Source organism: Psychrobacter sp. bablab_jr014 (genome assembly GCF_016464015.1).
Classification (GTDB): Bacteria; Pseudomonadota; Gammaproteobacteria; order Pseudomonadales; family Moraxellaceae; genus Psychrobacter.
The window spans coordinates 1-24,535 of record NZ_JACDXT010000041.1 but is presented as its reverse complement, the minus strand read 5'-3'; the positions used below and the strand labels follow the sequence as shown (position 1 = coordinate 24,535).

23 protein-coding genes and 1 pseudogene are annotated in these 24,535 nt (G+C 49.0%); 15 read left to right on the top strand and 9 right to left on the bottom strand.

Annotation, left to right across the window (positions count from 1 at the left end; all coding sequences use genetic code 11):
• Positions 1-342 precede the first annotated feature (342 nt).
• Positions 343-1,167, bottom strand: a pseudogene (asd, locus tag JIE71_RS09455) (archaetidylserine decarboxylase); the annotation flags it as partial.
• Positions 1,168-1,352: 185 nt separating this feature from the next.
• Here asd and dtd point away from each other — a divergent pair.
• From dtd to phoR, 3 genes are all read left to right on the top strand, one after another.
• Positions 1,353-1,808, top strand: a complete 456-nt coding sequence (gene dtd / locus JIE71_RS09450) for a D-aminoacyl-tRNA deacylase (protein WP_199508464.1) — start codon at positions 1,353-1,355, stop codon at positions 1,806-1,808.
• A gap of 107 nt (positions 1,809-1,915) precedes the next feature.
• Positions 1,916-2,623: a phosphate regulon transcriptional regulator PhoB gene (gene phoB, locus JIE71_RS09445; protein ID WP_199508463.1), complete on the top strand. Its 708-nt coding sequence runs from the start codon at positions 1,916-1,918 to the stop codon at positions 2,621-2,623.
• Positions 2,624-2,683: 60 nt separating this feature from the next.
• On the top strand, positions 2,684-4,054 hold the full coding sequence (gene phoR, locus JIE71_RS09440) for a phosphate regulon sensor histidine kinase PhoR (RefSeq protein ID WP_228284627.1): 1,371 nt from the start codon (positions 2,684-2,686) through the stop codon (positions 4,052-4,054).
• Between the two features lie 186 nt (positions 4,055-4,240).
• Here the strand turns inward: phoR and JIE71_RS09435 are convergent, their stop codons facing one another.
• Positions 4,241-4,738, bottom strand: a complete 498-nt coding sequence (locus JIE71_RS09435) for a M23 family metallopeptidase (protein WP_199508469.1) — start codon at positions 4,736-4,738, stop codon at positions 4,241-4,243.
• Positions 4,739-5,034: 296 nt separating this feature from the next.
• Here JIE71_RS09435 and JIE71_RS09430 point away from each other — a divergent pair, with 296 nt between their 5' ends.
• A complete protein-coding gene (locus JIE71_RS09430; protein WP_199508462.1) occupies positions 5,035-5,721 on the top strand; it encodes a TIGR00730 family Rossman fold protein in 687 nt (228 codons plus the stop codon).
• A 92-nt stretch (positions 5,722-5,813) separates the two neighbouring features.
• On the opposite strand, the gene JIE71_RS09425 is transcribed toward JIE71_RS09430, so the two are convergent.
• A complete protein-coding gene (locus JIE71_RS09425) occupies positions 5,814-7,409 on the bottom strand; it encodes an FAD-dependent oxidoreductase (protein WP_199508461.1) in 1,596 nt (531 codons plus the stop codon).
• Between the two features lie 682 nt (positions 7,410-8,091).
• On the opposite strand from JIE71_RS09425, the gene JIE71_RS09420 reads away from it, so the two are divergent.
• Positions 8,092-8,526, top strand: a complete 435-nt coding sequence (locus JIE71_RS09420) for a hypothetical protein (protein ID WP_199508460.1) — start codon at positions 8,092-8,094, stop codon at positions 8,524-8,526.
• A 78-nt stretch (positions 8,527-8,604) separates the two neighbouring features.
• Here JIE71_RS09420 and JIE71_RS09415 read toward each other — a convergent pair whose 3' ends face one another.
• A complete protein-coding gene (locus JIE71_RS09415; RefSeq protein ID WP_199508459.1) occupies positions 8,605-9,210 on the bottom strand; it encodes a YceI family protein in 606 nt (201 codons plus the stop codon).
• Positions 9,211-9,630: 420 nt separating this feature from the next.
• Between JIE71_RS09415 and JIE71_RS09410 the strand changes: the two genes are divergently transcribed.
• Positions 9,631-9,900 carry a type B 50S ribosomal protein L31 gene (locus JIE71_RS09410; RefSeq protein WP_199508458.1) on the top strand — a complete coding sequence of 90 codons (270 nt, stop codon included), beginning with the start codon at positions 9,631-9,633 and terminating at the stop codon, positions 9,898-9,900.
• Positions 9,901-9,993: 93 nt separating this feature from the next.
• Here the strand turns inward: JIE71_RS09410 and JIE71_RS09405 are convergent, their stop codons facing one another.
• The 3 genes from JIE71_RS09405 to JIE71_RS09395 form a co-directional block, all read right to left on the bottom strand.
• A complete protein-coding gene (locus JIE71_RS09405; RefSeq protein WP_199508457.1) occupies positions 9,994-10,785 on the bottom strand; it encodes an SGNH/GDSL hydrolase family protein in 792 nt (263 codons plus the stop codon).
• The gene (locus tag JIE71_RS09400; protein WP_199508456.1) at positions 10,779-12,176 is read right to left on the bottom strand and encodes a nicotinate phosphoribosyltransferase; all 1,398 of its coding nucleotides are present in this window, start codon (positions 12,174-12,176) and stop codon (positions 10,779-10,781) included. The genes JIE71_RS09405 and JIE71_RS09400 overlap by 7 nt, the downstream gene beginning before the upstream one ends.
• 111 nt (positions 12,177-12,287) lie before the next feature.
• Positions 12,288-13,361 (bottom strand): bifunctional nicotinamide-nucleotide adenylyltransferase/Nudix hydroxylase, encoded by a 1,074-nt coding sequence (locus JIE71_RS09395; RefSeq protein ID WP_228284628.1) that lies wholly within the window; start codon positions 13,359-13,361, stop codon positions 12,288-12,290.
• Between the two features lie 424 nt (positions 13,362-13,785).
• Between JIE71_RS09395 and nfuA the strand changes: the two genes are divergently transcribed.
• Positions 13,786-14,445, top strand: coding sequence for a Fe-S biogenesis protein NfuA (gene nfuA / locus JIE71_RS09390; protein WP_199508455.1), 660 nt, complete (start codon positions 13,786-13,788; stop codon positions 14,443-14,445).
• An 82-nt stretch (positions 14,446-14,527) separates the two neighbouring features.
• On the opposite strand, the gene JIE71_RS09385 is transcribed toward nfuA, so the two are convergent.
• Both JIE71_RS09385 and rsmI read right to left on the bottom strand, forming a co-directional pair.
• Positions 14,528-15,547: an adenosine kinase gene (locus JIE71_RS09385; RefSeq protein ID WP_199508454.1), complete on the bottom strand. Its 1,020-nt coding sequence runs from the start codon at positions 15,545-15,547 to the stop codon at positions 14,528-14,530.
• 48 nt (positions 15,548-15,595) lie between these two features.
• Positions 15,596-16,471, bottom strand: a complete 876-nt coding sequence (gene rsmI, locus JIE71_RS09380; protein ID WP_199508453.1) for a 16S rRNA (cytidine(1402)-2'-O)-methyltransferase — start codon at positions 16,469-16,471, stop codon at positions 15,596-15,598.
• A gap of 138 nt (positions 16,472-16,609) precedes the next feature.
• On the opposite strand from rsmI, the gene JIE71_RS09375 reads away from it, so the two are divergent.
• From JIE71_RS09375 to hisC, 8 genes are all read left to right on the top strand, one after another.
• Positions 16,610-17,098: a YraN family protein gene (locus JIE71_RS09375; RefSeq protein ID WP_199508467.1), complete on the top strand. Its 489-nt coding sequence runs from the start codon at positions 16,610-16,612 to the stop codon at positions 17,096-17,098.
• A 129-nt stretch (positions 17,099-17,227) separates the two neighbouring features.
• On the top strand, positions 17,228-18,031 hold the full coding sequence (locus JIE71_RS09370; protein WP_199508452.1) for a BON domain-containing protein: 804 nt from the start codon (positions 17,228-17,230) through the stop codon (positions 18,029-18,031).
• 163 nt (positions 18,032-18,194) lie between these two features.
• On the top strand, positions 18,195-19,187 hold the full coding sequence (locus JIE71_RS09365; protein ID WP_199508451.1) for an alpha/beta hydrolase: 993 nt from the start codon (positions 18,195-18,197) through the stop codon (positions 19,185-19,187).
• A gap of 140 nt (positions 19,188-19,327) precedes the next feature.
• Entirely contained in the window at positions 19,328-19,582 is a 255-nt protein-coding gene (locus tag JIE71_RS09360) for a BolA family protein (protein WP_323126927.1), read from the top strand.
• A gap of 49 nt (positions 19,583-19,631) precedes the next feature.
• Positions 19,632-20,909: a UDP-N-acetylglucosamine 1-carboxyvinyltransferase gene (murA, locus tag JIE71_RS09355; RefSeq protein WP_199508450.1), complete on the top strand. Its 1,278-nt coding sequence runs from the start codon at positions 19,632-19,634 to the stop codon at positions 20,907-20,909.
• Between the two features lie 68 nt (positions 20,910-20,977).
• Positions 20,978-21,673: an ATP phosphoribosyltransferase gene (hisG, locus tag JIE71_RS09350; RefSeq protein WP_199508449.1), complete on the top strand. Its 696-nt coding sequence runs from the start codon at positions 20,978-20,980 to the stop codon at positions 21,671-21,673.
• A gap of 198 nt (positions 21,674-21,871) precedes the next feature.
• Positions 21,872-23,170 carry a histidinol dehydrogenase gene (gene hisD / locus JIE71_RS09345; protein ID WP_199508448.1) on the top strand — a complete coding sequence of 433 codons (1,299 nt, stop codon included), beginning with the start codon at positions 21,872-21,874 and terminating at the stop codon, positions 23,168-23,170.
• A 42-nt stretch (positions 23,171-23,212) separates the two neighbouring features.
• Positions 23,213-24,316 carry a histidinol-phosphate transaminase gene (hisC, locus tag JIE71_RS09340; RefSeq protein WP_199508447.1) on the top strand — a complete coding sequence of 368 codons (1,104 nt, stop codon included), beginning with the start codon at positions 23,213-23,215 and terminating at the stop codon, positions 24,314-24,316.
• The last annotated feature ends 219 nt before the right edge of the window (positions 24,317-24,535 follow it).

Genomic DNA, 24,535 nt, shown 5'->3' with positions numbered 1-24,535 from the left:
GCAGATGCCTTAGCGAGATTTGTAACGCAGTATGGGGCAATTTTAGCATCAGCCCGCAGGGACAGGACTCTTTTTTGCCGCTTCATCGTTAAAAATAAGCGCTTAGAGTGACTAAACTTATTATTTTTAACCTCGAATCGCCTAAAAAATAGTCGCTGTCAGTGCCATGGTCGAATGTTCAATACGCCCTAATAAGACAAGTTACTGCGGTGTGGTCGGTGGCAATGGCTCATCTGCCGAGTCATCATCGTCAGATACGGCCAAATCGACCGTTGCTGACGGTGTTTGATCCGCTTTTCTGTCCACGGGCGCAGGCTCAACAACAGGTTGGGCAGACCCAGCCGCGACGCCCAACAGCTGACCCATGACCACGGGCATTTGCGCGCGTAGATGACTTTGCCAGTTTGTGCCAGCAGCTTTGGGCAGTACCACAATCGCGGTTGAACCCAAATAAAAACGTCCCAGCTCGTCACCCTGCATCAAGCGCAGATTGTGCGTTTGTTCTTGAATGTGCTCACTGCGGCTGATTTTACCTGTTGCGCAGGTTTCGATTCCCGCCACAATCATTGCGCCGACCATAACCACAGCAGCTTTGCCATATTCGGTGTCAAACAGACACACGAGGCGCTCATTGCGCGCAAACAAGTCAGGAATGTGCGTGGCTGTGGTGTTATTGACCGAAAATAGGGTGCCAGGCACATAACGTGTCTTGGTTAACGTACCCGCAAACGGCATGTGAACGCGATGATAGTTGCTCGGTGCGAGATAAATGGTCGCAAAGCTGCCATCAAGAAAGTGGCTGGCATCGTCACTATTGGCAAGCAGCTGACCCACATCATAATAGCGGCCTTTGGCTTGTAGTAGTTTATGCTCGCTCAGCTGGCCCATTTGTGAGATGACACCATCGGCAGGACTGATAATACCGTGTGTGCTATGTTCAATTTGGCGCGCGTCAGTCTTTAATTCGCGGGTAAAAAAGTCATTAAAACTCTCATACGCATCTAGATTTTGCCGCGCATAGTCGTCCAATTTGACATTGTATGCCTTAGCAAAACTGCGGATAAACGCGCGTTTTACCATCGGGTGGCGACTGCCCGCCAAACGTCCAGCCACTTCGCTTAAGCGCTGCTGGGGTACAAGCTGTTGCAACGTGGTAAATACATTCATATCAAAACCGCCTACATAAGATAAAAGGGACATTGCCTGTCAGTACGTTTGTACTGCTGACAGCAACATCACGGATATGTATCACAGCATCAAAGTGTTCGCCTCGCTGCTGCGCTGTTATTATAAGCATCATAGTAGCACGCCCGCATCAGCAGGTATGCGTATAATCGTAATAGGAGCGTAAGATGAAAGCACTGATTCAGCGTGTGACGCACGCCTCAGTCGTGGTTGATGGTAGTTCTGTAGGCGAGATTGAGCAGGGCATTTTGGCGTATATTGGTCTTGGGCATGACGATACGCTCATACATGCCAAGCGCATGATTGACAAAATCCTCGGCTATCGTATCTTTGAAAATACGGTGGATGAGCATAAACGCGGTCTTTTGGATTTAAACGTTGAGCAAGTCGGCGGCGGCTTGCTACTCGTGTCGCAGTTTACATTGATGGCTCGGACACAGAAGGGACGCCGCCCTGACTTTGGTGATGCCATGGCACCTGATGCAGCGCGCGATTTGTTTGCTGAGCTGGTCGATTATGCCAAAAGCAAATACCCAAAGGTCGCGACTGGTGAATTTGGTGCCAATATGCAAGTCAGCAGTACCAATGATGGACCACTTAATTTTATACTAGAGATCAATTGACACTAAAATGTCATCAACTCGTCACACAAAAGCCGTTTAATAGGCGCATAGTGGCGAGTATTTATCATTTTTTTTGTACGAAATGCAAACATCCATGAGGCTAAACTATGCAAAGTGAACAAATTTTAATCGTCGAAGATGAGCCCGCCATTTGTGAGATGATTACAATGACACTTGAGATGGCAGGGTATGAGTGCTTGCAGGCGGTAGATGTTTCAGAAGCACATCAGCAAGTGGTTGACCATCGTCCTGCATTGATTTTACTGGACTGGATGCTACCAGGCGATAAAAGCGGCATTGATTTTTGTCGGATGCTCAAAAAAGATGAGATATTGTCCGAAATCCCTGTGATTATGCTCACGGCAAAAGGCGAAGAAAACAATAAGGTACATGGGCTGGACGCAGGTGCGGACGATTATATCACCAAGCCATTTTCAACGCGCGAGCTGGTATCGCGCATTAAAGCCGTTTTGCGCCGCAGCAGTGCATTAAGTGGCAGCAAACCGATTACCGTCTCTGGCCTCAGCCTTGACCCAAAAAGCCAGCGTGTCAGTGCTGATGGTAAAGTGATTGAGATTGGGCCAACCGAATACCGTTTATTGGCGTTTTTTATGAGCCATCCTGACCGCGCTTATACGCGCACGCAGCTGCTCGATCAGGTGTGGGGTGGCAATGTGTATATCGAAGATCGTACCATTGATGTGCATATTCGTCGTTTACGTAAACTGCTTGCACCCTATGATTATGCGGGTCTGATTCAGACCGTACGCGGTACAGGCTACCGCTTTTCAAACGTCATGGAGTCTGAGTCGTAATGGGCGCTAACGGCGCGATGTGTCGTTTTTTATTTTAAAACCAATAGGGTAGGCGTGACCATGATGCCGCATCATCAAGAGCAACCAAAGATCCATCGCTACGCGCTATTATTGGCCGATATTCGCTGGCTGCTGTTTTCGCTGTGCTTAGGACTGCTCCTTGGACTCTATACCGCGCATTTGCTGGCTTCTATTACTGTCGCCCTGATACTGTATATTTTTTGGCGCATGTATGCGCTGCATTGCTTTAATGCGTGGATTAATCGCTCTATTACCAGTCCACCGCCTGACATGCTCGGCGGTCTGAGTGTGGTGGCAACCCAGCTGTACCACAGTCGTCAGCAAGAACAAATCACCCAGCAAAAAATGATGGGCTTGGTCAAAAAAATCCGCAGCTCGTTGCTGGCGCGTCAAGATGCGGTGATATTGCTTAATGACGATGATGGTTTGGAGTGGTGGAACCAAGCGGCTGAGGATCTACTGGTGCTTGAGTCGAGCGATCAAGGCAACAGTATTTTTAACCTTATCACTGAGCCTGAGTTTCGAGATTATTACCGTACCACGACCATGCCCAATAATGGCATTCATTTGGTCTCGTGGAAGAACCCTGATCGTTATCTAAAATGCGAAGTCATGCACTTTGGCGGCGACAAGCTGCTCATCATCTATGATGTCACCCGTCTCCAGCATCTTGAGCAAATGCGCCGCGACTTTGTGGCCAATGTCAGCCACGAGCTGCGCACGCCACTGACAGTATTGATGGGCTATTTGGAGACGTTTTCTGATCAACCCGACCTTGAGCCAAAATGGCAACGCGGGTTGTCGCTCATGACTCAGCAAACGGCGCGTATGAACAGTATCGTCAATGATTTGCTGCTATTGTCACGTCTTGAAAATGAAGAAAAACCGACCTTAACCAAAATCGACATGCGCAAATTGCTCAGCCAATTGTATGACGACGCTAAAGTCTATAACAAGGATTATGGGCATAATATCAGCCTTGAGATTCATAGCGATGACAATTTATATGGTGCAGAGCTGTACTTAAACAGTGCGCTGCTGAACTTGGTGGTGAATGCCATCAAATACACGCCAAAGGGTGGCAATATTGTTATCAGCTGGCAATCGGTGGTTGAGGGCTGCGAATTTTCAGTGACCGATGACGGTATTGGCATTGCGCCGCAGCACATCTCGCGTTTGACCGAGCGTTTTTATCGCGTCGATAGTGGTCGCAGTCGCGCAACAGGCGGTACAGGGCTTGGTCTGGCGATTGTGAAGCATGTCTTGTATCAGCACAATGCCAAGCTGCACATTGAGTCAGAAGAAGGCAAAGGCTCGACCTTTAGTATTGTCTTTCCTAACAGTTGTCTTAAAACTGATGAGAAGTCCGTGCAAAGACAACAACCATTGCCCAAAATGCCGCTGCTGTAGTAGAACCTAAATAAAACTGGTATAACATCAAAAATGCGCTCGATTAAATACTATTTTTCTTGCTTGCTGTGACTTCGTCTACAGAGGCTACGAAAAACAGTATTTAATCTTGCTGTGTTATTTTTAAATTAACTTGACTATATAATGCGTCGTTTTTTATGACATGTAGATAAATTAAGAAAGGTGCTACCGTTCAGTAGGCGCCTCTTTTTGGAGTAGCGGGTAAGGATTGACCGCGCTGCCATTGATATAGATGCCATAATGCAAATGTGGCGGTGTGCCTTTAGCATTACCACTGTCACCCACATAGCCGATGACCTCGCCTGCATCGACCCAGTCACCGACCGCGATGTCCGCATAATTTTCCAAATGCGCGTAATAATGCCCAGAACCGCCAGGGCCAACAATACTGACCACGCGCCCGCCGAGTGTGTTTTCGCCAACCTTGCGCACGATACCATCTGTGGTGCTTTGAATCGGCGTACCACGTGGCGCAAAGATATCAATGCCTTCGTGCGTACGCCCATTACTGCGTGCTGCGCCCCATGTGTCCACCAGTCGTCGTTCAGGTAGCGGATTGGGCAAGCTGTTTTCGGTTGGTAGTGGCGCTTGCAGCAGGCGAATGCCTTGCCATTTTTCTTGCACATAGATGGACATATCAGGCAACCCGTTTCTGATGACCATCTGCACCACAAACAAAAACGCAATCACCGCGACAGCTTTTAATACCGTGCTGAGCGTACGCTGAGCGCGGTTTTTGCTTGGTTTGTCCTCGTGAATAGACATAGCGCTCCTTGGATGATATTGCGTTTTTATGGGGTTGATTCATGTACAAATTGCGTATTAATGCACAGTCGCTTTTACGCATTGACATGGCTTGTGCTACTATGAAGAAGTCCCCTTTCATTAACGATTATTTATAAAAATATTAATAATGATAACCACATCATTCTAACTTTATCATTCATCAAGGACAGTATATGCAAACAAATCGTAACCTGAGTGCTAATGAGCACTATGAAGTATTGACCAGCAGAGATCTAAGTCATATCGAAAAGGCAGTGGATAAATCCAGCCTACATATGCCCCTTGTTGCCGTCTATTGCGGTTCGCGTATGGGCAGTGATTCTGTTTATGCTGATGCAGCGACTGAGCTTGGTCATGCCCTAGCTGATAATGGCATGGGGCTGGTGTATGGTGGCGCGAGCATCGGTCTGATGGGTACGGTCGCTGACGCAGTCATGGCACGTGGCGCAGAAGCTGTCGGCGTGATTCCGACCTTTATGCTCAAGCACGAAGTGGCGCACCAAAACCTAACGCGCCTACATTTGACTGACACCATGCACACGCGCAAAACCGTCATGGCAGAATATGCCGATGCCTTTATCACACTGCCTGGCGGTTTGGGTACTCTTGAAGAGATTATGGAAATCGCCACATGGCGTCAGCTGTACCAACACGAAAAACCCATGATTATTCTAAACATCAATGGCTTTTATGACCGTCTGCTCGAGCATCTGCGTTATACCGCAGAGCAAGGCTTTATGAAAGCAGAAGATTTAGAGCGCCTTGTGGTATGTAATAGCGTGGCAGAAGCTATTGATGCGCTGCAAGTTATCGTCACAATTGATGATCAAATCGATACGGAAACCATGGTAGGCAACTGATTGTAATCATTCAATATCTACATCATAAAAAAGGCGCTGTGTTGATACGCAGCGCCTTTTTTGGATATTAATTTTGTCGTAAAAGTTGGCGATTACCCTGCAAAGGGGGTCAAGCTGGCAAGGCTTAATTCACGCAAACTGTGGTTGACCTTAGCCATTGCTGTTGGAAAGCCGCGCTCAGACGCTAGCGAGTGGGCAACCGCATCTACAGTCCCTTCATCAGTATGTACCAAATATTCCCATTCATGGGCGTAGCGATCGCGATTGGCAGGTAGGTCTTGGTCAATGAGCTGTAGTTTTTGTAGTTCACCGACGATTTCATCAGCTGCAAGTAGGGTCGATGAGGCTTTGACATTTTCCGCCCGTGCGTAGCACTTGTCCGTATATAGGCAGACATCTGCGACACGCAGCGTATCGTCTTCACCAGGAATTTGCTGTGCGCCATATAGGGCATTGCCCACCGTACGCGCGCTATTAAAGGTCGGTACAAACTCACTCACATAATCAATCGCTTGCTGACTGCGAGCCTGTAAAGGTGCTTTGTCCCAGCCGTCTTTAATATAATGCAAATACTGCTCAGGCAATACAGGCTGGGCACTGTCCTTGCTGGAGGCCACCAGACCATCTTCAAATAAAGTAATAAATTTACTCATACCGTGGATTTGAAAGTAGCCATCAGGATAGGGCGTTAGCTGTGCCATGCCTTCGGGCGTACCACGCACGCCATAGATAATAATTTCAGGAATTTGTCCCCCTGCTTGTCCCCAATGGGTAATATAAGAGGATTTAAATTCCACCATGCGGGTGACATCTACGCCGACCATGTCGTCAATAATACCCGTCTCAAAACCACAAGCATTGACCAAATAATCAACATCGACATAATCTTTGCTACCATCTTTTGCTTGGTAGTCAATGCGCCAGCGCGGCGTCGCATGTGTATCTAGGACAGGCGCATGGCTATCTGCAGTAGGCGTGTTGTCTGAGACTTTTTTAACCGTAGTTTTGGTATAAACGTGCGTGTGGTCATAAGCATCAAGCGCTAGGGTAGCAGACGCCGCCAAACGGAAAATATTCCAGCCGTACTCTTGTACCACAATCAGCGGGTATTTGATTTTATTTAAATCCAAATACTTGGCGACAGGAATCATCCATTCATCAATAGAGCGAGGTACAGCAACTTGCTCGCACTCTGCCAGCGCTAACAGCTGCTCGTGACTGTAAAGCTGGTAATAATCTTCTGGCTCGCCCAAAACCTTGTTAAGCTCATCCTCTTCAATCAGCTCACGATAAGCGGTGGTGAGCTTGTCTAAGCGTGGTAATAAGTCCTCAGGCTGACCTTCATCACGCGTCGGTACAGCAAAGACAGTCGGGCGCACATCGATGGTATATGGATATAAGCGCAAAATATCAATACATTGTTTGAGCAGTGCCACGCAATCTTCATCAGGTATCTCGCGGTAAAGGTTGCCCCCTGCATGCAAATGACACATAGGCGGGCCGTCAATTAATGAATTTTTTTGTTCAAAAAGATGCGTTTCGATACCGAGTGCCGCCAGTCGAATGGCAATGGTTGAGCCTGCTGTGCCGCCGCCCAAAATACCTACCCGAGTTGGCGTCGCCTTGTTATGGGCAGTGTCTCGATACAGTACAGAAGCGTCCGCAGAAAAAGAGGCAGAATCGGTCATGGTCGTTATTATATCCTTGGAATTATTATCAGCGGTGTTGCTATAGTTAGCCCAATATAAAATCGATACAACAAGATTAAAGGGTATTTTTCGTAGCATCAAAAAACGAAGTTACAGCAGGCAAGAAAAATATCTTTTAATCGCGAAGATTTATCATGGTGTATCTTTTTTATTTAGGTTTAACAATACCAGCGAATAAGTCATAAAAGAGAACAGAGGCGTGTCACGCATCTATAAGCGTAGTGTACGAGATAATTAGGCAATTAACGCAGTAAATACGTAAGCAGATACATAAGTTTTGTCAAACACAACATGGTTTTTTATTTCATTGCAGCCCTGTAAATACAGGCGTTTAACCGTATCTGTACCCTGAGCAGCACTGTATACCCTTTATACGGTTTTGTAAGTTTTTGCAGTAGAGTCCAGTACGGTTTTTAGGCTGTGCTATATTGAGTACATCAATAGCGTAAGCAAGAATAAGGCTGAGCAAAGCACAGGTACTCCCGCACACCTCGCGCGCTATCTGCTCACTACTACTATTGATGCAGCGGTACAAAAAAACAAGAATACGGTTATCGATGCCTGTTGTCGGTCGGCGTCTAGGTGACCATAACTTGTATTGTCTATTACTAAAAAAAGCAATAAAACCTCTCATTACAATAATGACATCAAGGAAGCACTCATGAAAAATATTATCTTAACTTCAGCTATTGTCGGTGTATTGACACTTTCAGGCTGTTCAACGCTTAAAAACGTGGTTGGCAGTGACGATTCAGGTATGCACGACGTCTATAGCAATACCAACAGTATGGCTCCTGTGAGCAGTAAAAATGGTGTATTGGTGGATGCTAACAACCATATGACCCTATACACGTATGACAAAGATTCAATGAATCGCTCAGAATGTGGTTCGGTATGTATGGTCGCATGGCCTGCGTTTATGGCCTCAAGTAATGCTAAGGCTTCAGGACAGTTTGCCCCATTCCAGCGCAGTGATGGCAAATACCAATGGGCAATGAATGGTAAACCACTGTATTTTTATGCCAATGATACTGAGGTCGGCGATATGCATGGCGACGAAAAATTTGACGTATGGCACGTGATTCCTGCCAAATAAGTCAAAAATAAAGAAGGCCCGCAGCTCAAGCTGCGGGCCTTCTTTATTTAGATGTGTCATAAAAGACAGTATAAGCGGTTATTTTGCCTTTTTTTCGACCAGTTCAGCATCGATTTGAATCGGTACATTGGTGGTGATGCCAGCGGCGTACGCGTCCATGCCGTAGGCAGTGCGGTCGATATTACCTGTCGCGCGAAACCCAATAACAGGTGCATTGGTCAATGGGCTATTGGCGATTTTATTGAGCGTCACATTTAGCGTTAGTGGCTTAGTTTGACCCAGCATGGTGAAATCGCCCATGACTTTGGCTTGTTGCGGGTTTAAAAACTGTACTTGTTTTGACTTAAACGTCATGGTTGGGTACTGCTTCACATTAAAGAAATCTTTACTCATCAGGTGCTCATCACGCGCTTCCCAGCCTGTATCGATGCTGCTGGTCGGAATGGTGAAGTTGACCGTCGTTTGGTTTGGGTTGGCCATATTGTAGTTAACGGTGCCTTTGGCGTCAGCAAAGCGGCCCATCACAGTTGAAAAGCCCATGTGGTCAACCGAAAACCCAACGCGGGTGTGTGAGTTGTCCAGCTCCCACTGGGTGGGTAGGGCAGCACTGGCAAGAGTACTGGCACCGATAACTGCACCAAAAACGGCAGCTTTAGCAGCAAAACGGCTTGATAGACGAATCATAACGTTATCCTTTTTCTCTAGAATGATAAAATGTTATTAAGTTTAATTGTTTAATTAATCTTAATAAGTGAATGTAATTGTGAATCTAGAAGTTATTATAATGAATTTTTTGGGTATTGTTGCCACTATTTATGTTACGGTTTTTTAAAATTTTATTGAGTCTTCAGGTACAGCTATTTATCTTAATCCTTTATTACTAAGAAAATAAGAAAAGGGCAGCACAATCGCGCCTTGCCACTGACATCAAAAGACGGTAAAATCGCGGTTTGATTTTCCCACTGGGGAAGGCTAAGTAAACAAAGATATGGTGCTTGGTGCTGGAGTGAGCCAGTGACCCAGTTGCTGTATTTTCAGATGGGCTTAGTGCCTCAGTCACGTAACGGCAATCGCTGCCGATACATCGGACCTAGAGAGTATATTATGCGTAAAGATATTCACCCTAACTATCAAGAAGTTCTATTCCACGACACCAATGCTGACGTGTATTTCTTGACTCGCTCAACCGTAAGCACCAAAGCGACTCGTGAGTATGAAGGTAAAGAATACCCATACTACCCACTTGATATCTCAAGTGCTTCACACCCGTTCTACACTGGCGAACAGCGTAAAACGTCTACTGAAGGCCGTGTTGCTAGCTTCAACAAGCGTTTCGGCGCTTTCGGTCGTGGTAAGAAAAAAGCTGCTGAATAAGCTGCTCTTTTTACCCACAGAAACCGCTGTTTATTCAGCGGTTTTTTTGTGCCTGTTTTATGTGGTCTATCTTTTATGGTCATGCCGCGTGCTTTAGCGCTTATCTAGCAGCTCGGCAATCTTTTTTGACAGCTGCTCTGCCCAGTGGTGGTAGGTCAGGCTGCTTGGATGAAAGCCATCACGAGCGAATATCGCAGTAGAACTGATATTCTGCGTAGCCAACTTTGAGAAGTCAACAGGCAGATAATACACACCGTCATGCTGCGCGCAGATATCTTGTAAATCTTGATCCAGACGCTGCGCTTTAGCGCCGATAAAGCCATTAAGCGGTGCAGGCAGGGCAGGCATGTCTGCCATCGGCGGTAGACCTAAAAAAATCAATGCCTGCACCCCAAACTTGCGCTGCGCAATGACGATAATCTGCGTCAGCTGCCCTTGCCACTGTGCGCGCGTGACATTTTTGGTGGTGTCATTCACGCCGACATTGATGACCATCACGTCAATAGGCTGCGGCGGTTTTTCTAGTACATAAAGGCGACGCAGGACATCAAAGCTGGTATGCCCTGTCGTGGCGTTGACCGACCATATGAGCGTTTTAAATTGCGTCGTTATCGACGGTTTTTGCGGTAATGCCAAGAGCAATTGTCCCACGAGCGCGTCTTGCTGAGTATCGCTACCGACCCCAGCCATAGCCGAGTCGCCGACGACCATCAGTCTTAATTCCTGCTGACGTTGAGTCGTTTGGGCATTGTCATCACGTTTAAAATCAATCTGCCCACAGCGCTCGCCTATAGGCTCAGGCAAGCGCAGGGTGCTGCGTTTGACTTTACGCCCTTGATACAGGTAGAGCGGCGCAAAAAATAGGTGCTTGGCGCGCTTTACCATCCTGCACGCTCGCGAATCACATCAAGGCGCTCATCAATCATCAGCTTGCCGTCTAGGTAGGCTGTCTGTAGTAGATTATCATCTGTGTCACGCAGTTCTTCTGCACGAACGGTACTGACGTCGCCGTTATTGTCTTTTATCAGTGCCATGCGACCTTTTTTAGAGCGTTTGGCGTGGCTGGTGACAGGGTCTTTGTAGACGTCATGCCATTGCCCATCGATACAAATTGCACTGGCTTTCATCGCCCAGCTCATGGTGTCACGGTTAACTTGCTGCAGCAGACCACCGCCCATCCCAAAGGTGACGTTTTCTGCGCTAAAGCCTGCGTGCATGATGGTGTCAAGGATGCCTTGCAAGCTTTGCGGATTAATACCATCGCCTTGGATAATGCGGATATAGTCGGGTAAGACTTTGTAGCCCTTACTGTTGGTATGCGTGCCGAACTTGACTGCAAGGCGCTCTAACGCCTCGCGCACCACCTTGGCAGGCTCGCCGCTGTCGGGACGGATGACCAGCGTGCCACCCATGGTCTCGACCTGCGTTTTTAGCGTGCCGCCCCAGATGTTATCAATAGCGTTCCATAAGTCATAGCTGTCTGATACCACCGAAAAGGCGCGACCCTCACCGCCGAACTGGTTGAGCATATTGGCGTAGGCGTCAGTTTCGCCCGCGCGTCCCCATGCGGTCATGGTGCTGTGCTCAGCGGCAGGGATAGAAAATGCCGCCATCTCATCGGTCATGCTATACCAGCGGCTGGCAGCGACCAGCGCGCTCAAGGCGTCTGTGCCCGCAAAGTTGACCAAGTGCGCAAGGCTGCCCAGCGCCACTGTTTCCATGCTTGACGCGCCGCGTGCGCCAAAGTCATGCAAACGAAAGGTCAGCGATTCGGTGTTGTCAGCAGATTTTTCTAGCGCTTGACGAATGATACCTTTGCAGTAATGCGATAGGCTCGCGACTGTGGATGGATACCAAATGGCACGCAGTAGGGCGGTTTCAATGTAGCTTGGCATCCAATAAAACTCAGGGTCAGTATTGACCACCTGACAGACCACGTTTGAAACGGGCAACACGCTGCCTTCACGCACCGCATCGATACGTAGTGGCAGATAGCCGCCATGCTTGTCTACCAAATGCTCCCAGCCTGCGCGATTAAAGGTCAGGCCGTGCGCGTTGATGACCGCCTCTGCCTCGTCAATGTCCTGATGGGTGATGGGCGTGCTGAGGTACTCTTTAATAAAGGCTTGTAAGCCAAAAAACAGCACATCAAAATCACCTTTGCGCGCCTCAATATAGCTGGATAAATACTCGCTACCCTTGGGATATTGCACCCAATGCGAGGTCTTATAGCTGTCGGTATTTAAGATAAAATTGTGCAAATTACGGGTAAACATACGGCGCTCCTGTGCCTGACTTTTTGCTTTTCTTATCGATAATTATTTTATGTTGTGACGACTTGTACTATGGCAGTGCTATAAAGGTAGGCTTATCTACATTTTTAATCCTTATAAGCCCACCATCTTAGTGATAATGGCGTAATGGTCTTCGAACATTTTGGTCGCATCAAGCTGGCACAGTGGCAACCAAAACGCTTTTGCCGCATCGTCCGCCGCCGTCAATGCAGGCAAGCCCGTTGGGTCGTTTTTAAGCTGAAAATAAAATGCTTGGGTAATGGTGCGTCCGCGTGCTGAGCGGTACGGGTCATCAAAGGTATGCTGGCTATGGCGTGAGCTGCGCAGTACCGATTCAGACACGCTCAGCCCCGTCTCTTCAATTAACTCACGGATACAGGCGTCAAACAGTGTCTCTTTGGGGTTGATAAAGCCGCCTGGCAGTGCCCACAGTCCGCGCCCTGGCATGCCGCCGCGCTCCACGAGCAAGATATGCCCGGACTGCACGACCAGCGCATCGGCGGTCATAAAGGTCGGTGGATAAGGGGCATCGCGCCACTGTTTCTTATAGTCATCGATATAGCCTGCCTCTTCGTGCAGGCGCTTGTAATCGTTCGTTTGTTTAAACTGTTCAAGCACGTGTTGTGTCGATTCAGGCGTACGTACTGAGGTGGGAGTAGCGCCCATCAAAAAGCTGTCGCGAATCGGCGTGGCAGAGAGGCTTTGATAATTGGGCACAGAGACCGATGCCCAGTTGGGAAACAGTGACAGATAATACGACGAGCTGTCTTTTGAATGCCCAATCAAGCCAATATCGGCGTGGACATCGCCTGTGACCGAGACCACACTTTTTTGTACATATTGCAGCCAGCGGGTGTCGTTGTATAGCGCGTCGTCCAGCCCAACGCAGTGGATGCGCGCGGCGTCTTCGGCAGAATACGCGCCCTTAATCATCTCGCTACGCTCTTCGACGCTAAAGGGATTGCGCAGGCTGCGCGGCAGATTCGCCGAGCCGATCAGCATAATGACTTCATCAGCACGAGTCAGCGCCTCGTCAATCACAGCTTTGTGTCCGTGGTGAAACGGTTGAAAACGTCCGATAAAGACCAAATATTGATAATGTCTGTCGTCCATCACGTGATTATGCGTATCGTCCGTGGACGTTTGCAAATTGTGTTCAGGTAGCATACTCATACCCGCCAGCTCCTTAGCATTGCTTTTATTTTCAGTGTTGCCAATACTGACATAGCCCCTAAGAGCTGACAAGTGACAACTCGTATCCAAGTACGACAAGTAAATGCAATAAGGCGCGCCGCGACTACAGATGTTATTAAATCCGCAGTAACGCGGTCGGAATTAAATAAAGATTGCGTTATAATAGGCAATCAGACTTGATATTTACGGCAATCAGACCGATATGATAAGCACTGTATCGCGCTTTACATCAAAACAATGCGTAAAAGCTCATTTAGAAGCGCGATTGCCCTTATATTGCCAGTGACGGGTCGCCGCCAGCTGGTGCAATCACCGATAACGATAAGACGTGCTGCTATAAAGCGTTAAGCGCTTGTGGTAATGACACTTTATCTCACACACCCGATTAGGAATGATTATGAGTGACGCCCAAACGACCGACTACCAATCTGCGCTAGATACCGAACAGACCGATATCAAAAGCAATATCACCATTACCGAATCTGCGCAAGGCTACCTAGCAGAGCTCTTGTCAAAGCAAGACACCGACGGTATCGGCGTGCGTATCTTTGTTGAGCATGCAGGCACGCCGCGCGCTGAATGCTGCATGGCATATAACCAACCTGGCGAAGAAGACGCGGCAGATTTGCAGCTGCGCTATGACGACTTTAGCGCCTTTATTGACGCTGCCTCTGTGCCGTATCTCGAAGATGCGGTCATTGACTATAATAAAGACCGTTTTGGTGGACAGTTGACTTTCCGTGCGCCTAACTCAAAAGTGCCCAAAGTCGGCGCGGATGCGAGCATCGAAGAGCGTATCAACTATGTGCTTCAGTCAGAGATTAACCCAGGTCTTGCCGCGCATGGCGGTGATGTTCAACTGCTTGAATTGATCGAAGAAGAAGGCATTGGCCTGACCGCGGTGCTAAAATTCGGCGGCGGCTGCCAAGGTTGCTCGGCGGTGGATATGACGTTACGTCAAGGCGTTGAAGTGCAACTCAAGCAGCAAATCCCTGAGTTGACTCAAGTGGTGGATGATACTGACCACACGCGCACCGAAAACGCGTACTATAAATAATACGCTAGCAGCTAGCAAAAAACCCATATCATGACGATATGGGTTTTTTTTATGAGCGCTTGTTGAATCAGTAGATTGGCGTTTATGCAGACAGCACACGGCGGGCAATCTCTTGATAATCCTGTGACTCAAGGCGTGGCCCGAATTGCTGAATCACTTGTGAGGCCACTTCGCTGGCAAGACGCCCACATTCAGGCAAGGCGTGATGCTGCGACAGCGCGTATAAAAATGCGCCTGCATAGTTGTCACCTGCGCCATTGGTATCAATTACATCGACTACCGTTGGCGTGGCAATTTCGTGAATGACAATTTCATTATCAGCATCAGGTTTGTGGGCGATGAGGGCACCATTTGCCCCATCGGTTACCACAGCGATATTACTGTAGTCGAGTAGGGCGCGTGCAGCGGCTTTGAGCTGTTTTTTCTCGGTGAACAAGCGCGCTTCTTCGCTATTACAAAAAATCACCGCCACTTTATTGCCAAGCATATTAAGTAGCCCGTCTTTCGCAAACTTCACCACCGCAGGGTCCGCGAAGCTCACTGCGATTTTGGCATTGTGAATGCCTGCTTGTTGACGCAGCTTGTTCATCGCAGGTTGGATGCTCTCGGACATTGCCAAATAGCCTTCTAGATACAGCCAATCTGATTGCATCAAAGCATCAAAGTCGATGTTATCGTCAGCAATATCGCTTGATGTGCCTAAGTAGGTTTGCATCGTGCGCTCGCCATCTTCAGTGACTGCCACCACACAAGAGCCTGTCACGCCGCCTTGGTGTATAGAGTTTTCTGAAGTGGCTACGCCTGCGTCATTTAAGTCTTTTAAATAAAATTGACCTTGCTCATCATCACCCACACGGCAGGCATAAAACGGCTTACCGCCGAGGCTAGCAAAGGCAAACATGGTGTTCGCCGCCGAGCCGCCGCCTGCTTGCTTAGATGGCGCAATATCAGCGAGCTGAAAATAGGCCAGCAGTTTTTGCTGTTCTTCAAAATCAGCAAGGGTCATATTGCCGCGGGTCAGCTCAGTCTCTTCAAGCGCTGCATCGCTGAGCAGATATTCGTGGTCGACCAAAGCATTACCAACTGCCATGACATCGTACATGCCGCTATCTCCAAATTTAGTGAACAAATAAAAACTTTTTACTATAGCTTAGTCTTGCAAAATAAGTAAGCGTTGATACAGTGCATTTTTCTTCAGCCCCGTGATATCTGCTGCCAGTGCCGCCGCTTTTTTGACGGATAAGTCTACCAAAAGGCGCTGTAATAAAGCATCATGCGCGGACACATCATCGGCATCCGCGCTGCCATCCGCGCCTGCGACCACCAAAACAATCTCGCCGCGCTGCTGATTGTCATCACCACGGACAAAGGTTAATAACTCGCCCAGTGTTGACTTATGCACCGTCTCAAAGGTCTTGGTCAGCTCGCGGCAATACGTTACTTCACGCGTCTCCCCAAGTACCGCTGCCATATCTTCAATACTGGCCACAATGCGGTGCGGCGCTTCATAAAAAATCATCGTCTCTGTGCGTGCAGCCAGTTGCTCCAGCTGTTTTTGTCGGCCATGCGTTTTCGCGGGTAAAAAGCCAATAAAGCTAAAGCGGTCAGAGGGCAAACCTGCAGCGGATAAGGCAGCAATCGCCGCTGACACGCCAGCGATAGGCGAGACGGGCACGCCTGCCGCATGTGCCGCTTGCACCAGTTGGTAGCCAGGGTCACTAACAAGCGGTGTGCCTGCATCGCTAATCAGCGCCACCGAATGCCCTTCTTGTAGCATTTCAATGATTTTTGGCGTTTGCACCGCGCTGTTGTGCTCATGATATGCCCATAAGCGATTGAGCGTACGCCCATCGTCCGTCAGGCCTTTAGTATCAATCCCAAAATGGGCGAGCAATTTACCCGAGGTGCGTGTGTCTTCACAGGCAATGATGGCGACTTCTTTTAAGGTGGCGATGGCGCGCGGCGTCATGTCCTCCAGATTACCAATAGGCGTGGCAACGATATATAAAGACGCGGGTGCAGACATGAAAACCTCATAATGATAGGCAAGTAAAACTAGGCAAAAAACAAGCAAGTGATATAGATGGCAAGCCATACAGCAGTGGCTAGTTTATCATGTTGTGCTATGATATTTCTTAAATGTTCATTGAGCCTTACCGTGAGTATGTCGCCTGCCAAAAAGTCTAAACAAACCCCTGTTCCAATGCGCTTGACCGCACCCAAACAGCGCCAAGGTCATGCCTTTGAAAGGCATGCACGTATCTTTTTAGAAACAAAAGGACTGATTTGCCTTGCTGACAATTGGCAGCGTACAAATGCAGGTGAGATTGACCTTATCATGCTAGAGCAAGGCAGGGCGTGGGACATTGTGGTCTTTGTCGAAGTACGTCAGCGCCGCGCGTCCCAGTTCGGTGATGCGCTTGCCAGTGTCACACGCGCCAAGCAGCGAAAAATCATCAAAACCGCCCGCTACTTTTTGCAGCAGTATCCACAATACGCTGAGTGTGAATGTCGTTTTGATGTGATCGGTTACGACAGCACACCCACGCAAGCTCAGCGTAAAACTACAAACAGCATTGATGATGCTAACGAGCCATCCACGTCCGTACCACCTTTATGGGTACAAGGGGCATTTATGGCAGACGCATGGTGATGATGCGTGCTAAGTAAGCTTTTGACAAGATATCGTTACCAAAAAATCAACCATCATACACAAAAATTCAGTACAGTATGACGGCGCGCGCCAGCGCACTCATTTTCACTTGGCTCTATGGGGTATCACATGACCAGATTGCACACGCTTATTCGCCCGACCGCTCGCCGCATGGTGATAGGATCATTGGTAGCCGCTGTTGTCCTTAGCACAGGTTGTACCACCAACTACTTGACCAACAGCACTCAAGGCACCTACGGCGTTCCCGTTACTGAGCGTACCATTCCCCAGCGTCTGCTCGATAGCAGTATTGAGCACACCATCAAAGTCAATGCCTATGGCCTACAAGACAATCTAAAAGAGACCAGCCGCATCAGCATTGATAGCTTTTATAGCGAAGTGTTATTAACAGGCGAAGTGCCAAACGCAGCGATTAAAAAAGAAATCGGTGATATGGTTGCCTCAATGCCCGACGTACGCCGCGTATATAACGAGCTGCGTGTCGGCGTGGCGCGTGGCTATAGCGCAACGGTGCATGATGGCTATATTACTTCTAAATTGATGGCCAAGGTCGTTGCCAATGACGGTGTTAAAGCATCGCAAATCAAAGCGGTCACTGATGATGGCGTGGTCTATGTTATGGGACGCATGACGCCAACGCAGCAAAGCAATCTGATTGATATTGCCAATAGTACCGCAGGTGTCACGGAGCTGGTGCTGTTGACCACGCTCGTCAATGACAGAGGCGCGCCGATTGATGATAAAGACATCATGTATGAAAACAACAGCAATAGCAGCACCGATAGTAACGTATCAGGCCGAGCCATGCCTTTGATTAAAGGCAATAATATCCATAGCCGTCCTATGCTTGCGGCTGATAATACTGCAGCCGCTGAAGAAACCAGTGGCTATATTGAGCTGTATCAGCAGTAATATAAATACAGTCTGTATCTTGTCACAAGAACGCTAAACATGGGTAACAGGAAAGAGACGGCAGTGCGCTTTATAACCGGTACAATGCAAAGTCTTAAGAACACGCTGTCGAGTTATTAAGCGTGTTTTGACATTATTCCATGCAGCCACATAAGATTGTATTATGAAGCCATTATCGCCTACCTCGACTCTTTCTGACAGCCTGCCTCGCCGCTTGGCGCTGATGAGCGCTCTTGTTGTGGCGAGTGGGGTGGTATTTGCACCGCAAGCGCGCGCTATTAGTGCCTTGGATGTGGTCAATAAATTTAGCCTCGGTAATGGCGTTGGCGTGACCAAAGACATTGCTTACGGCGATGATGCGCTACAAAACCTCGATATCTATTATCCCAAAGACCTTGCCAAAGCCCTACGTCAATCAGACAGCGGGACGGTCAGTCGCGACTATCCGATGGTGGTTTTTGTACATGGCGGCTCGTGGCAAAGTGGCAACAAAGACGATTATGCCTTTGTTGGCGAAAGTTTTGCCCAAGCAGGCTACGTCACCGCCGTGATTAATTACCGTAAAGCGCCTGAGCACGTCTATCCTGATTATGTACAAGATACCGCACAGGCTATCGCGTGGAGTCACGAGCATGCTGCCAACTATCATGCGGATGCCGACAGACTGGCAGTCGTTGGTCACTCGGCGGGCGCGTTTAACGCCGTGGCCGCGATTGCTGATAAGAAATTTTTAGCGCTTTATGGCATGCAGCCGACAGACATTCGTACTGTGGTGGGTATCGCGGGTCCGTACAGCTATGATTTTCGGGAGTATCCGACCGCCGTTGCCTTTCCAAACGGCGCGACCCCTGGTGAGGTTATGCCTGACAGACACATCACTGGCGCACAGCCGCCGTATTTATTATTAACCGCTGGCAATGACAAAACCGTCTATCCGCAAAATGCCATCAACATGCAAAAGGCATTGCTTGAGCATGGTGTGGATGTGGAGACAGGCGTCATTGAGGGCGCGAGCCACGCCACCAGTATCGGCGCTTTTGCCTCGCCACTACGCTGGCTGAATGACAGCCGCGCGCAAGTGCTCAACTATTTACAGCGTCAGCTGTCCGCCGCATCGCCTAAGTCTACAGAATCATTAGAAAACAGCGCCAATTAGCGTGTGATGATGGCTGTATGCAAGCACAACTCTTGCTATAATGATGCCCGCTTTGTTTCGATAAGATGCGCAATGACGCCCCTCTTTCACAGAAGATTCACCCAAGCACTTACCCAAAAGTAGTCAAAATAGGTATCGTTATGAGTATGAACGCGGATGATTTAATCGCCTTATTACAACAGCATTTTCCAGATGCTTTTATCCAAGCTGCCAATCAAGGCAACAAGTTTGATGTCCGTGTTGTGGACGCAAGCTTTGCTGGCAAGCGCTTGGTACAGCGTCAACAAGCCGTATATGCGTTAGTGAATGAAAAAATCGCCAGTGGAGACATTCATGCGCTAAACATTCAAGCACTAACCCCAGAGGAATGGGAAGCCCAGCAGTCACAAAGCTAGTGATGGGTTGCCTTTTTATTTTTTATTTTTAAATTAGGTTGTCACCTTTATGGATCAGTTTTTAATTACCGGTAGTAGTCGTATCGCAGGGGAAGTTACCATTTCAGGCGCAAAAAACGCCGCCTTGCCCTTATTGGCCGCAATGATATTGGCAGAGACGCCCACGACGCTACATAATGTGCCGTCTCTGCAAGACGTGCGCACGTTGGTAAAGCTGATTGCGGGTATGGGTATTGATATCCAAAAAGAAGGCAGCACGGTCACTTGCGATACCAAAAATATCGACAGTTACTACGCGCCTTATGATTTGGTAAAGACCATGCGCGCTTCCATCTTGGTGCTCGGTCCTTTGCTGGCGCGTTTTGGTGAGGCAGAAGTGTCTTTGCCAGGCGGCTGCGCGATTGGCTCACGTCCCGTTGACCAACACCTAAAAGCCTTTGAAGCAATGGGCGCGACCATCAGTGTCGAAAATGGCTATGTAAAAGCGCAAGCGCCAAAAGGTGGTCGTTTAATTGGTACGAGCTTTTCTTTTGACATGGTTACCGTTGGCGGTACTGAGAATGTCATCATGGCAGCAGCATTGGCAAAAGGCACGACCGTGCTTGGCAACTGTGCGCTTGAGCCAGAAGTGGTTGATTTGGCAAACATGCTGGTGAAGATGGGCGCCAAAATCAGCGGTATCGGCACAGCGACCATGACCATCGAAGGCGTTGAGCGTTTGCACGGCTGCGAGTACGCCGTGGTTGCCGACCGCATTGAGACAGGCTCGTACTTGGCAGGCGCGCTGATGACCGAAGGCGATGTGTTGACCAAAAACACGCACGCTTATTTGCTTGACGCTGTACTCAAAAAGTTTGAAGCGATGGGTGCGGTGATTACCACAGGGGATGACTGGATTCGCGCACAGATGACAGGGCGTCCCAAGCCAGTTGATATCCGTACCCAGCCGCACCCAGGTTTTCCGACCGACATGCAGGCGCAGTTGATGGCGGTATGCTGCTTGGCAAGTGGCAACAGTACCATTATCGAAAACATCTTTGAAAACCGCTACATGCACGTGCCTGAGCTGATGCGTCTGGGCGCGGATATTAAGGTTGATGGGCATACTGCGGTGGTTGAAGGTATTGATAAGTTTACTGCAGCACCTGTGATGGCAACGGATTTGCGCGCCTCCATGTCATTAGTCATGGCGGCAGCGGCAGCAGAGGGTGAGAGCCTAATCGACCGTATTTATCATATTGACCGCGGTTACGAAGATGTGGAAAATAAACTGCGTAGCCTTGGGGTATGTATCCAGCGTGTCAACTCAGCTGACGTCCACGCCTAACGGACGAGCAGACAGACACATGGCGACTGCGCCATACCACCACACACCGACACGGACAAGATGTCATTATGAATGAGCAATCTGAACGCTTACAAAAAAGCGGCTTGCTAAACGAAGTGGACAATGAATTTTCAGGCTTGACCTTAGCCTTATCCAAAGGACGCATTTTAAAAGAGACCATGCCGCTACTTAAAGCGGCAGGGATTGAGCTGTTAGAAGACCCAGATGCCTCGCGCAAGCTGATTTTTCCGACCTCGCACCCACAGGTACGCGTCTTGATATTGCGTGCCAGCGACGTGCCGACCTATGTAGAGCATGGGGCGGCAGATTTTGGTGTTGCGGGCAAGGATGTATTGCTTGAACATGGGGCAAATCATGTCTACGAGCTGCTTGATTTACAGATTGCGCAGTGCAAATTAATGACTGCAGGCATCACAGGGGCGGCTATGCCCAACCGCCGTCTGCGTATCGCCACCAAGTATGTCAACGTGGCGCGTGCTTACTTTGCCAGTCAAGGTCAGCAAGTCGATGTGATTAAGCTGTACGGCTCGATGGAGCTTGCGCCCTTAGTCGGACTGGGTGATTTAATCGTCGATGTGGTGGACACAGGCAATACCTTGCGTGCCAATGGTCTTGAGCCACTCGAGCATATCTGCGATGTGTCGTCACGCTTGATTGTTAACCAAGTCAGCTACAAGCGCAAATTTGCATTGCTTGAGCCGATTTTGGACAGTTTTAAAGACAGCATCCAGCAGGCGTCTTAATTTTATAACGATATGATAATGGCAGTTTTGCCCCCGTTATAGACCCATTAAGATTACCGCTATTTTTTAAACCAGTTTTGTTCGCCAGCGTTTTAGGCGTGCTAAACTGGTTTTGTTTTGTCTGATGTGCACCAGCGCAGGGCGCGCTAATATAAGTGTCACAGACGATTATTTTTCGTGGTCATATAGGATTTGATTATGCGTAAGCTCTCTACCCAAGATGCCGATTTTGAACAACAATTAACTGAGCTGTTAGCCTTTGAGACGGTCAACGACCCAGAGTTGCTACATACAGTTGACGACATCATCGCCCAAGTGCGCCAGCATGGGGACGAGGTGGTATTGCATCTTACGCAGCAGTTTGACCAGCATCCTGCCCAAAGCATGGATGAACTAGAGATTTCTCAAGAAGATTTGGCCAAAGCCTTTAGCGATCTGGATGATGACGTTAAAGACGCGCTCAGCACTGCCGCCGAGCGTGTACGCAGCTTTCACGAGCGCCAAGTGCAAGAGACATGGGAATATACCGATGCGCTGGGCAATCGCTTGGGGCAAAAGGTCACACCGCTTGACCGTGTGGGCATTTACGTACCGGGTGGCTTGGCGTCTTATCCGTCATCGGTACTGATGAATGCCATCCCTGCAAAGGTCGCAGGCGTCAAGGACGTCATTATGGTCGTGCCAGCGCCAAAAGGTGTGCTCAATCCTTTAGTGCTGGCTGCCGCACATTTGGCACAAGTTGACCGCGTGTTTGCCGTTGGCGGCGCGCAAGCAGTTGCCGCACTGGCGTATGGCACACAAAGCATTCCGCAAGTTGATAAAATCACAGGCCCTGGCAACAAATACGTGGCCGCGGCAAAGCGTGCGGTGTTTGGTCAAGTGGGCATTGATATGATAGCTGGTCCCTCCGAAGTGTTGGTTTATGCCGAAGGCGAAGCCGCCGACCGTGCCGATTGGCTAGCGATGGATTTATTGTCACAAGCTGAGCACGACCGCATTGCCCAAGCCATCTTTGTGACCACGAGCGCGGCGCAATTGGCGGAGGTCGAGACAGCCATTGATGCGGCACTCGCCGAGCTGCCCAAAGCCGACATCGCGCGTGATGCGTTGCGTCATCGCGGCGCGCTGATTTTGGTGCAAGACCGCGCTGAAGGTTTGGCGCTGATTAACCGCATTGCGCCTGAGCATTTAGAATTGTCTGTCGATACGCCTGATGATTTGATTGATGACATCCGTCACGCGGGCGCGATATTTATGGGGCGGCATACGCCAGAAGCCATTGGCGACTACTGTGCAGGACCCAACCACGTGCTGCCGACCTCAGGCACGGCGCGTTTTTCTTCACCACTTGGCGTCTATGACTTTCAAAAGAAATCCTCGCTGATTTATTGCTCAGAAGCAGGCAGCAAGCCATTGGCACAAGTTGCCGACGTGCTCGCGCAGCGTGAGGATTTGGACGCACACGCCCGCTCGGCACGCTACCGCTACGAGTCGTAATCTATAGATATTCACTGTATTGATTAACCGCTAGGATTTTTTATGACCGCATCCCAGATTGATACGCGCCTATGGTCACAGACCGCGCGCCAGCTCTCGCCTTATGTGCCAGGCGAGCAGCCAAAGCACGACAACTTGTGCAAACTAAATACCAATGAACACCCCTTTCCGCCATCACCAAAAGTCGCCGAAGCGATTGCCGCAGTGATTGCCGAGCAGGCAGCCGCATTGCGCCTATATCCTGCGCCTGAGTCGGATGATTTGCGTCAAGCCTTAGCCACACGTCACAACGTCGGCATTGAGCAAGTGTTTGTGGGTAATGGCTCGGATGAAGTCTTGGCGCTCACCTTTGCCAGCTTCTTTTTAAAGGACGCGCCGCTACTAGCGCCTGATATCAGTTACAGCTTTTATCCTGTGTACGCGCATACTTTTGGCGTCGATTTGCAGCCTGTCGCTTTGCGTGATGACTTTAGTATTAATATTACCGATTACGACCAGCCGTGCGGCGGCGTGATTGTTGCCAATCCCAATGCGCCCACAGGTTTGCTGTTGTCACTCGATGAGATTCGCCGTCTAGCGACGATGCACCCGCATTCGGTAGTGGTGATTGATGAAGCGTACATTGATTTTGCCGATACTGATGCGCCTGCCTCAGCGGTCAGTTTGATTGATGAGTTTGATAACTTGCTGGTCACGCAGACCTTTTCAAAATCGCGTGCGCTAGCGGGTTTGCGTGTGGGCATGGCGTTTGGTAATGCCTCATTAATTGAAGCCTTGACGCGTATGAAAAACAGCTTTAATAGCTTTCCGCTGGATAAGCTGGCGCAAGCAGGCGCGACTGCGAGCGTAGAAGATGAAGCGTACTTTATAGACAGCTGCCAGCAGATTATTGACCTGCGCACTGCCTTGATTGAGGACTTGCGCGCGCTTGATTATCACGTATTGCCGTCACAAGCCAACTTTGTTTTTGCCCGTCCCCCTGCGGGCAATGCCAGTGACGTGGCGGCGCATTTACGTGAAGAAGGTATCATTGTGCGTCATTTTGATAAGCCGCGTATTAATGAGTATTTGCGCATTACCGTGGGCACTACCGAGCAGAATGAACGCTTAATCACTGCGTTACGCGCCGAGCATGCTTCTGCATAAATAACCTTTAGCAATGATAATAAGAAAAACGCACTGGCGATAAGCGGCAGTGCGTTTTTTTATATTTACTGGCTTTAACTAGGGTGTGTTGACAATTACCGTAAATGGATAATCGTCGCTGCTAAATAGATATTAGCAGCAAACGACTCATCCGTTTTTTCAGCACGCATGGCAATTTTCTTGAAATCTTTCAGCTTACAGAAGAAGTTCTCGATTAAG

Excerpts from the sequence above, each read along its gene's own strand:
- dtd (WP_199508464.1), top strand. The coding sequence starts at position 1,353 with ATGAAAGCACTGATTCAGCGTGTGACGCACGCCTCAGTCGTGGTTGAT.
- phoB (WP_199508463.1), top strand. The coding sequence starts at position 1,916 with ATGCAAAGTGAACAAATTTTAATCGTCGAAGATGAGCCCGCCATTTGT.
- phoR (WP_228284627.1), top strand. The coding sequence starts at position 2,684 with ATGATGCCGCATCATCAAGAGCAACCAAAGATCCATCGCTACGCGCTA.
- JIE71_RS09435 (WP_199508469.1), bottom strand. The coding sequence starts at position 4,738 with ATGGTCATCAGAAACGGGTTGCCTGATATGTCCATCTATGTGCAAGAA.
- JIE71_RS09430 (WP_199508462.1), top strand. The coding sequence starts at position 5,035 with ATGCAAACAAATCGTAACCTGAGTGCTAATGAGCACTATGAAGTATTG.
- JIE71_RS09425 (WP_199508461.1), bottom strand. The coding sequence starts at position 7,409 with ATGACCGATTCTGCCTCTTTTTCTGCGGACGCTTCTGTACTGTATCGA.
- JIE71_RS09420 (WP_199508460.1), top strand. The coding sequence starts at position 8,092 with ATGAAAAATATTATCTTAACTTCAGCTATTGTCGGTGTATTGACACTT.
- JIE71_RS09415 (WP_199508459.1), bottom strand. The coding sequence starts at position 9,210 with ATGATTCGTCTATCAAGCCGTTTTGCTGCTAAAGCTGCCGTTTTTGGT.
- JIE71_RS09410 (WP_199508458.1), top strand. The coding sequence starts at position 9,631 with ATGCGTAAAGATATTCACCCTAACTATCAAGAAGTTCTATTCCACGAC.
- JIE71_RS09405 (WP_199508457.1), bottom strand. The coding sequence starts at position 10,785 with ATGGTAAAGCGCGCCAAGCACCTATTTTTTGCGCCGCTCTACCTGTAT.
- JIE71_RS09400 (WP_199508456.1), bottom strand. The coding sequence starts at position 12,176 with ATGTTTACCCGTAATTTGCACAATTTTATCTTAAATACCGACAGCTAT.
- JIE71_RS09395 (WP_228284628.1), bottom strand. The coding sequence starts at position 13,361 with ATGCTACCTGAACACAATTTGCAAACGTCCACGGACGATACGCATAAT.
- nfuA (WP_199508455.1), top strand. The coding sequence starts at position 13,786 with ATGAGTGACGCCCAAACGACCGACTACCAATCTGCGCTAGATACCGAA.
- JIE71_RS09385 (WP_199508454.1), bottom strand. The coding sequence starts at position 15,547 with ATGTACGATGTCATGGCAGTTGGTAATGCTTTGGTCGACCACGAATAT.
- rsmI (WP_199508453.1), bottom strand. The coding sequence starts at position 16,471 with ATGTCTGCACCCGCGTCTTTATATATCGTTGCCACGCCTATTGGTAAT.
- JIE71_RS09375 (WP_199508467.1), top strand. The coding sequence starts at position 16,610 with ATGTCGCCTGCCAAAAAGTCTAAACAAACCCCTGTTCCAATGCGCTTG.
- JIE71_RS09370 (WP_199508452.1), top strand. The coding sequence starts at position 17,228 with ATGACCAGATTGCACACGCTTATTCGCCCGACCGCTCGCCGCATGGTG.
- JIE71_RS09365 (WP_199508451.1), top strand. The coding sequence starts at position 18,195 with ATGAAGCCATTATCGCCTACCTCGACTCTTTCTGACAGCCTGCCTCGC.
- JIE71_RS09360 (WP_323126927.1), top strand. The coding sequence starts at position 19,328 with ATGAGTATGAACGCGGATGATTTAATCGCCTTATTACAACAGCATTTT.
- murA (WP_199508450.1), top strand. The coding sequence starts at position 19,632 with ATGGATCAGTTTTTAATTACCGGTAGTAGTCGTATCGCAGGGGAAGTT.
- hisG (WP_199508449.1), top strand. The coding sequence starts at position 20,978 with ATGAATGAGCAATCTGAACGCTTACAAAAAAGCGGCTTGCTAAACGAA.
- hisD (WP_199508448.1), top strand. The coding sequence starts at position 21,872 with ATGCGTAAGCTCTCTACCCAAGATGCCGATTTTGAACAACAATTAACT.
- hisC (WP_199508447.1), top strand. The coding sequence starts at position 23,213 with ATGACCGCATCCCAGATTGATACGCGCCTATGGTCACAGACCGCGCGC.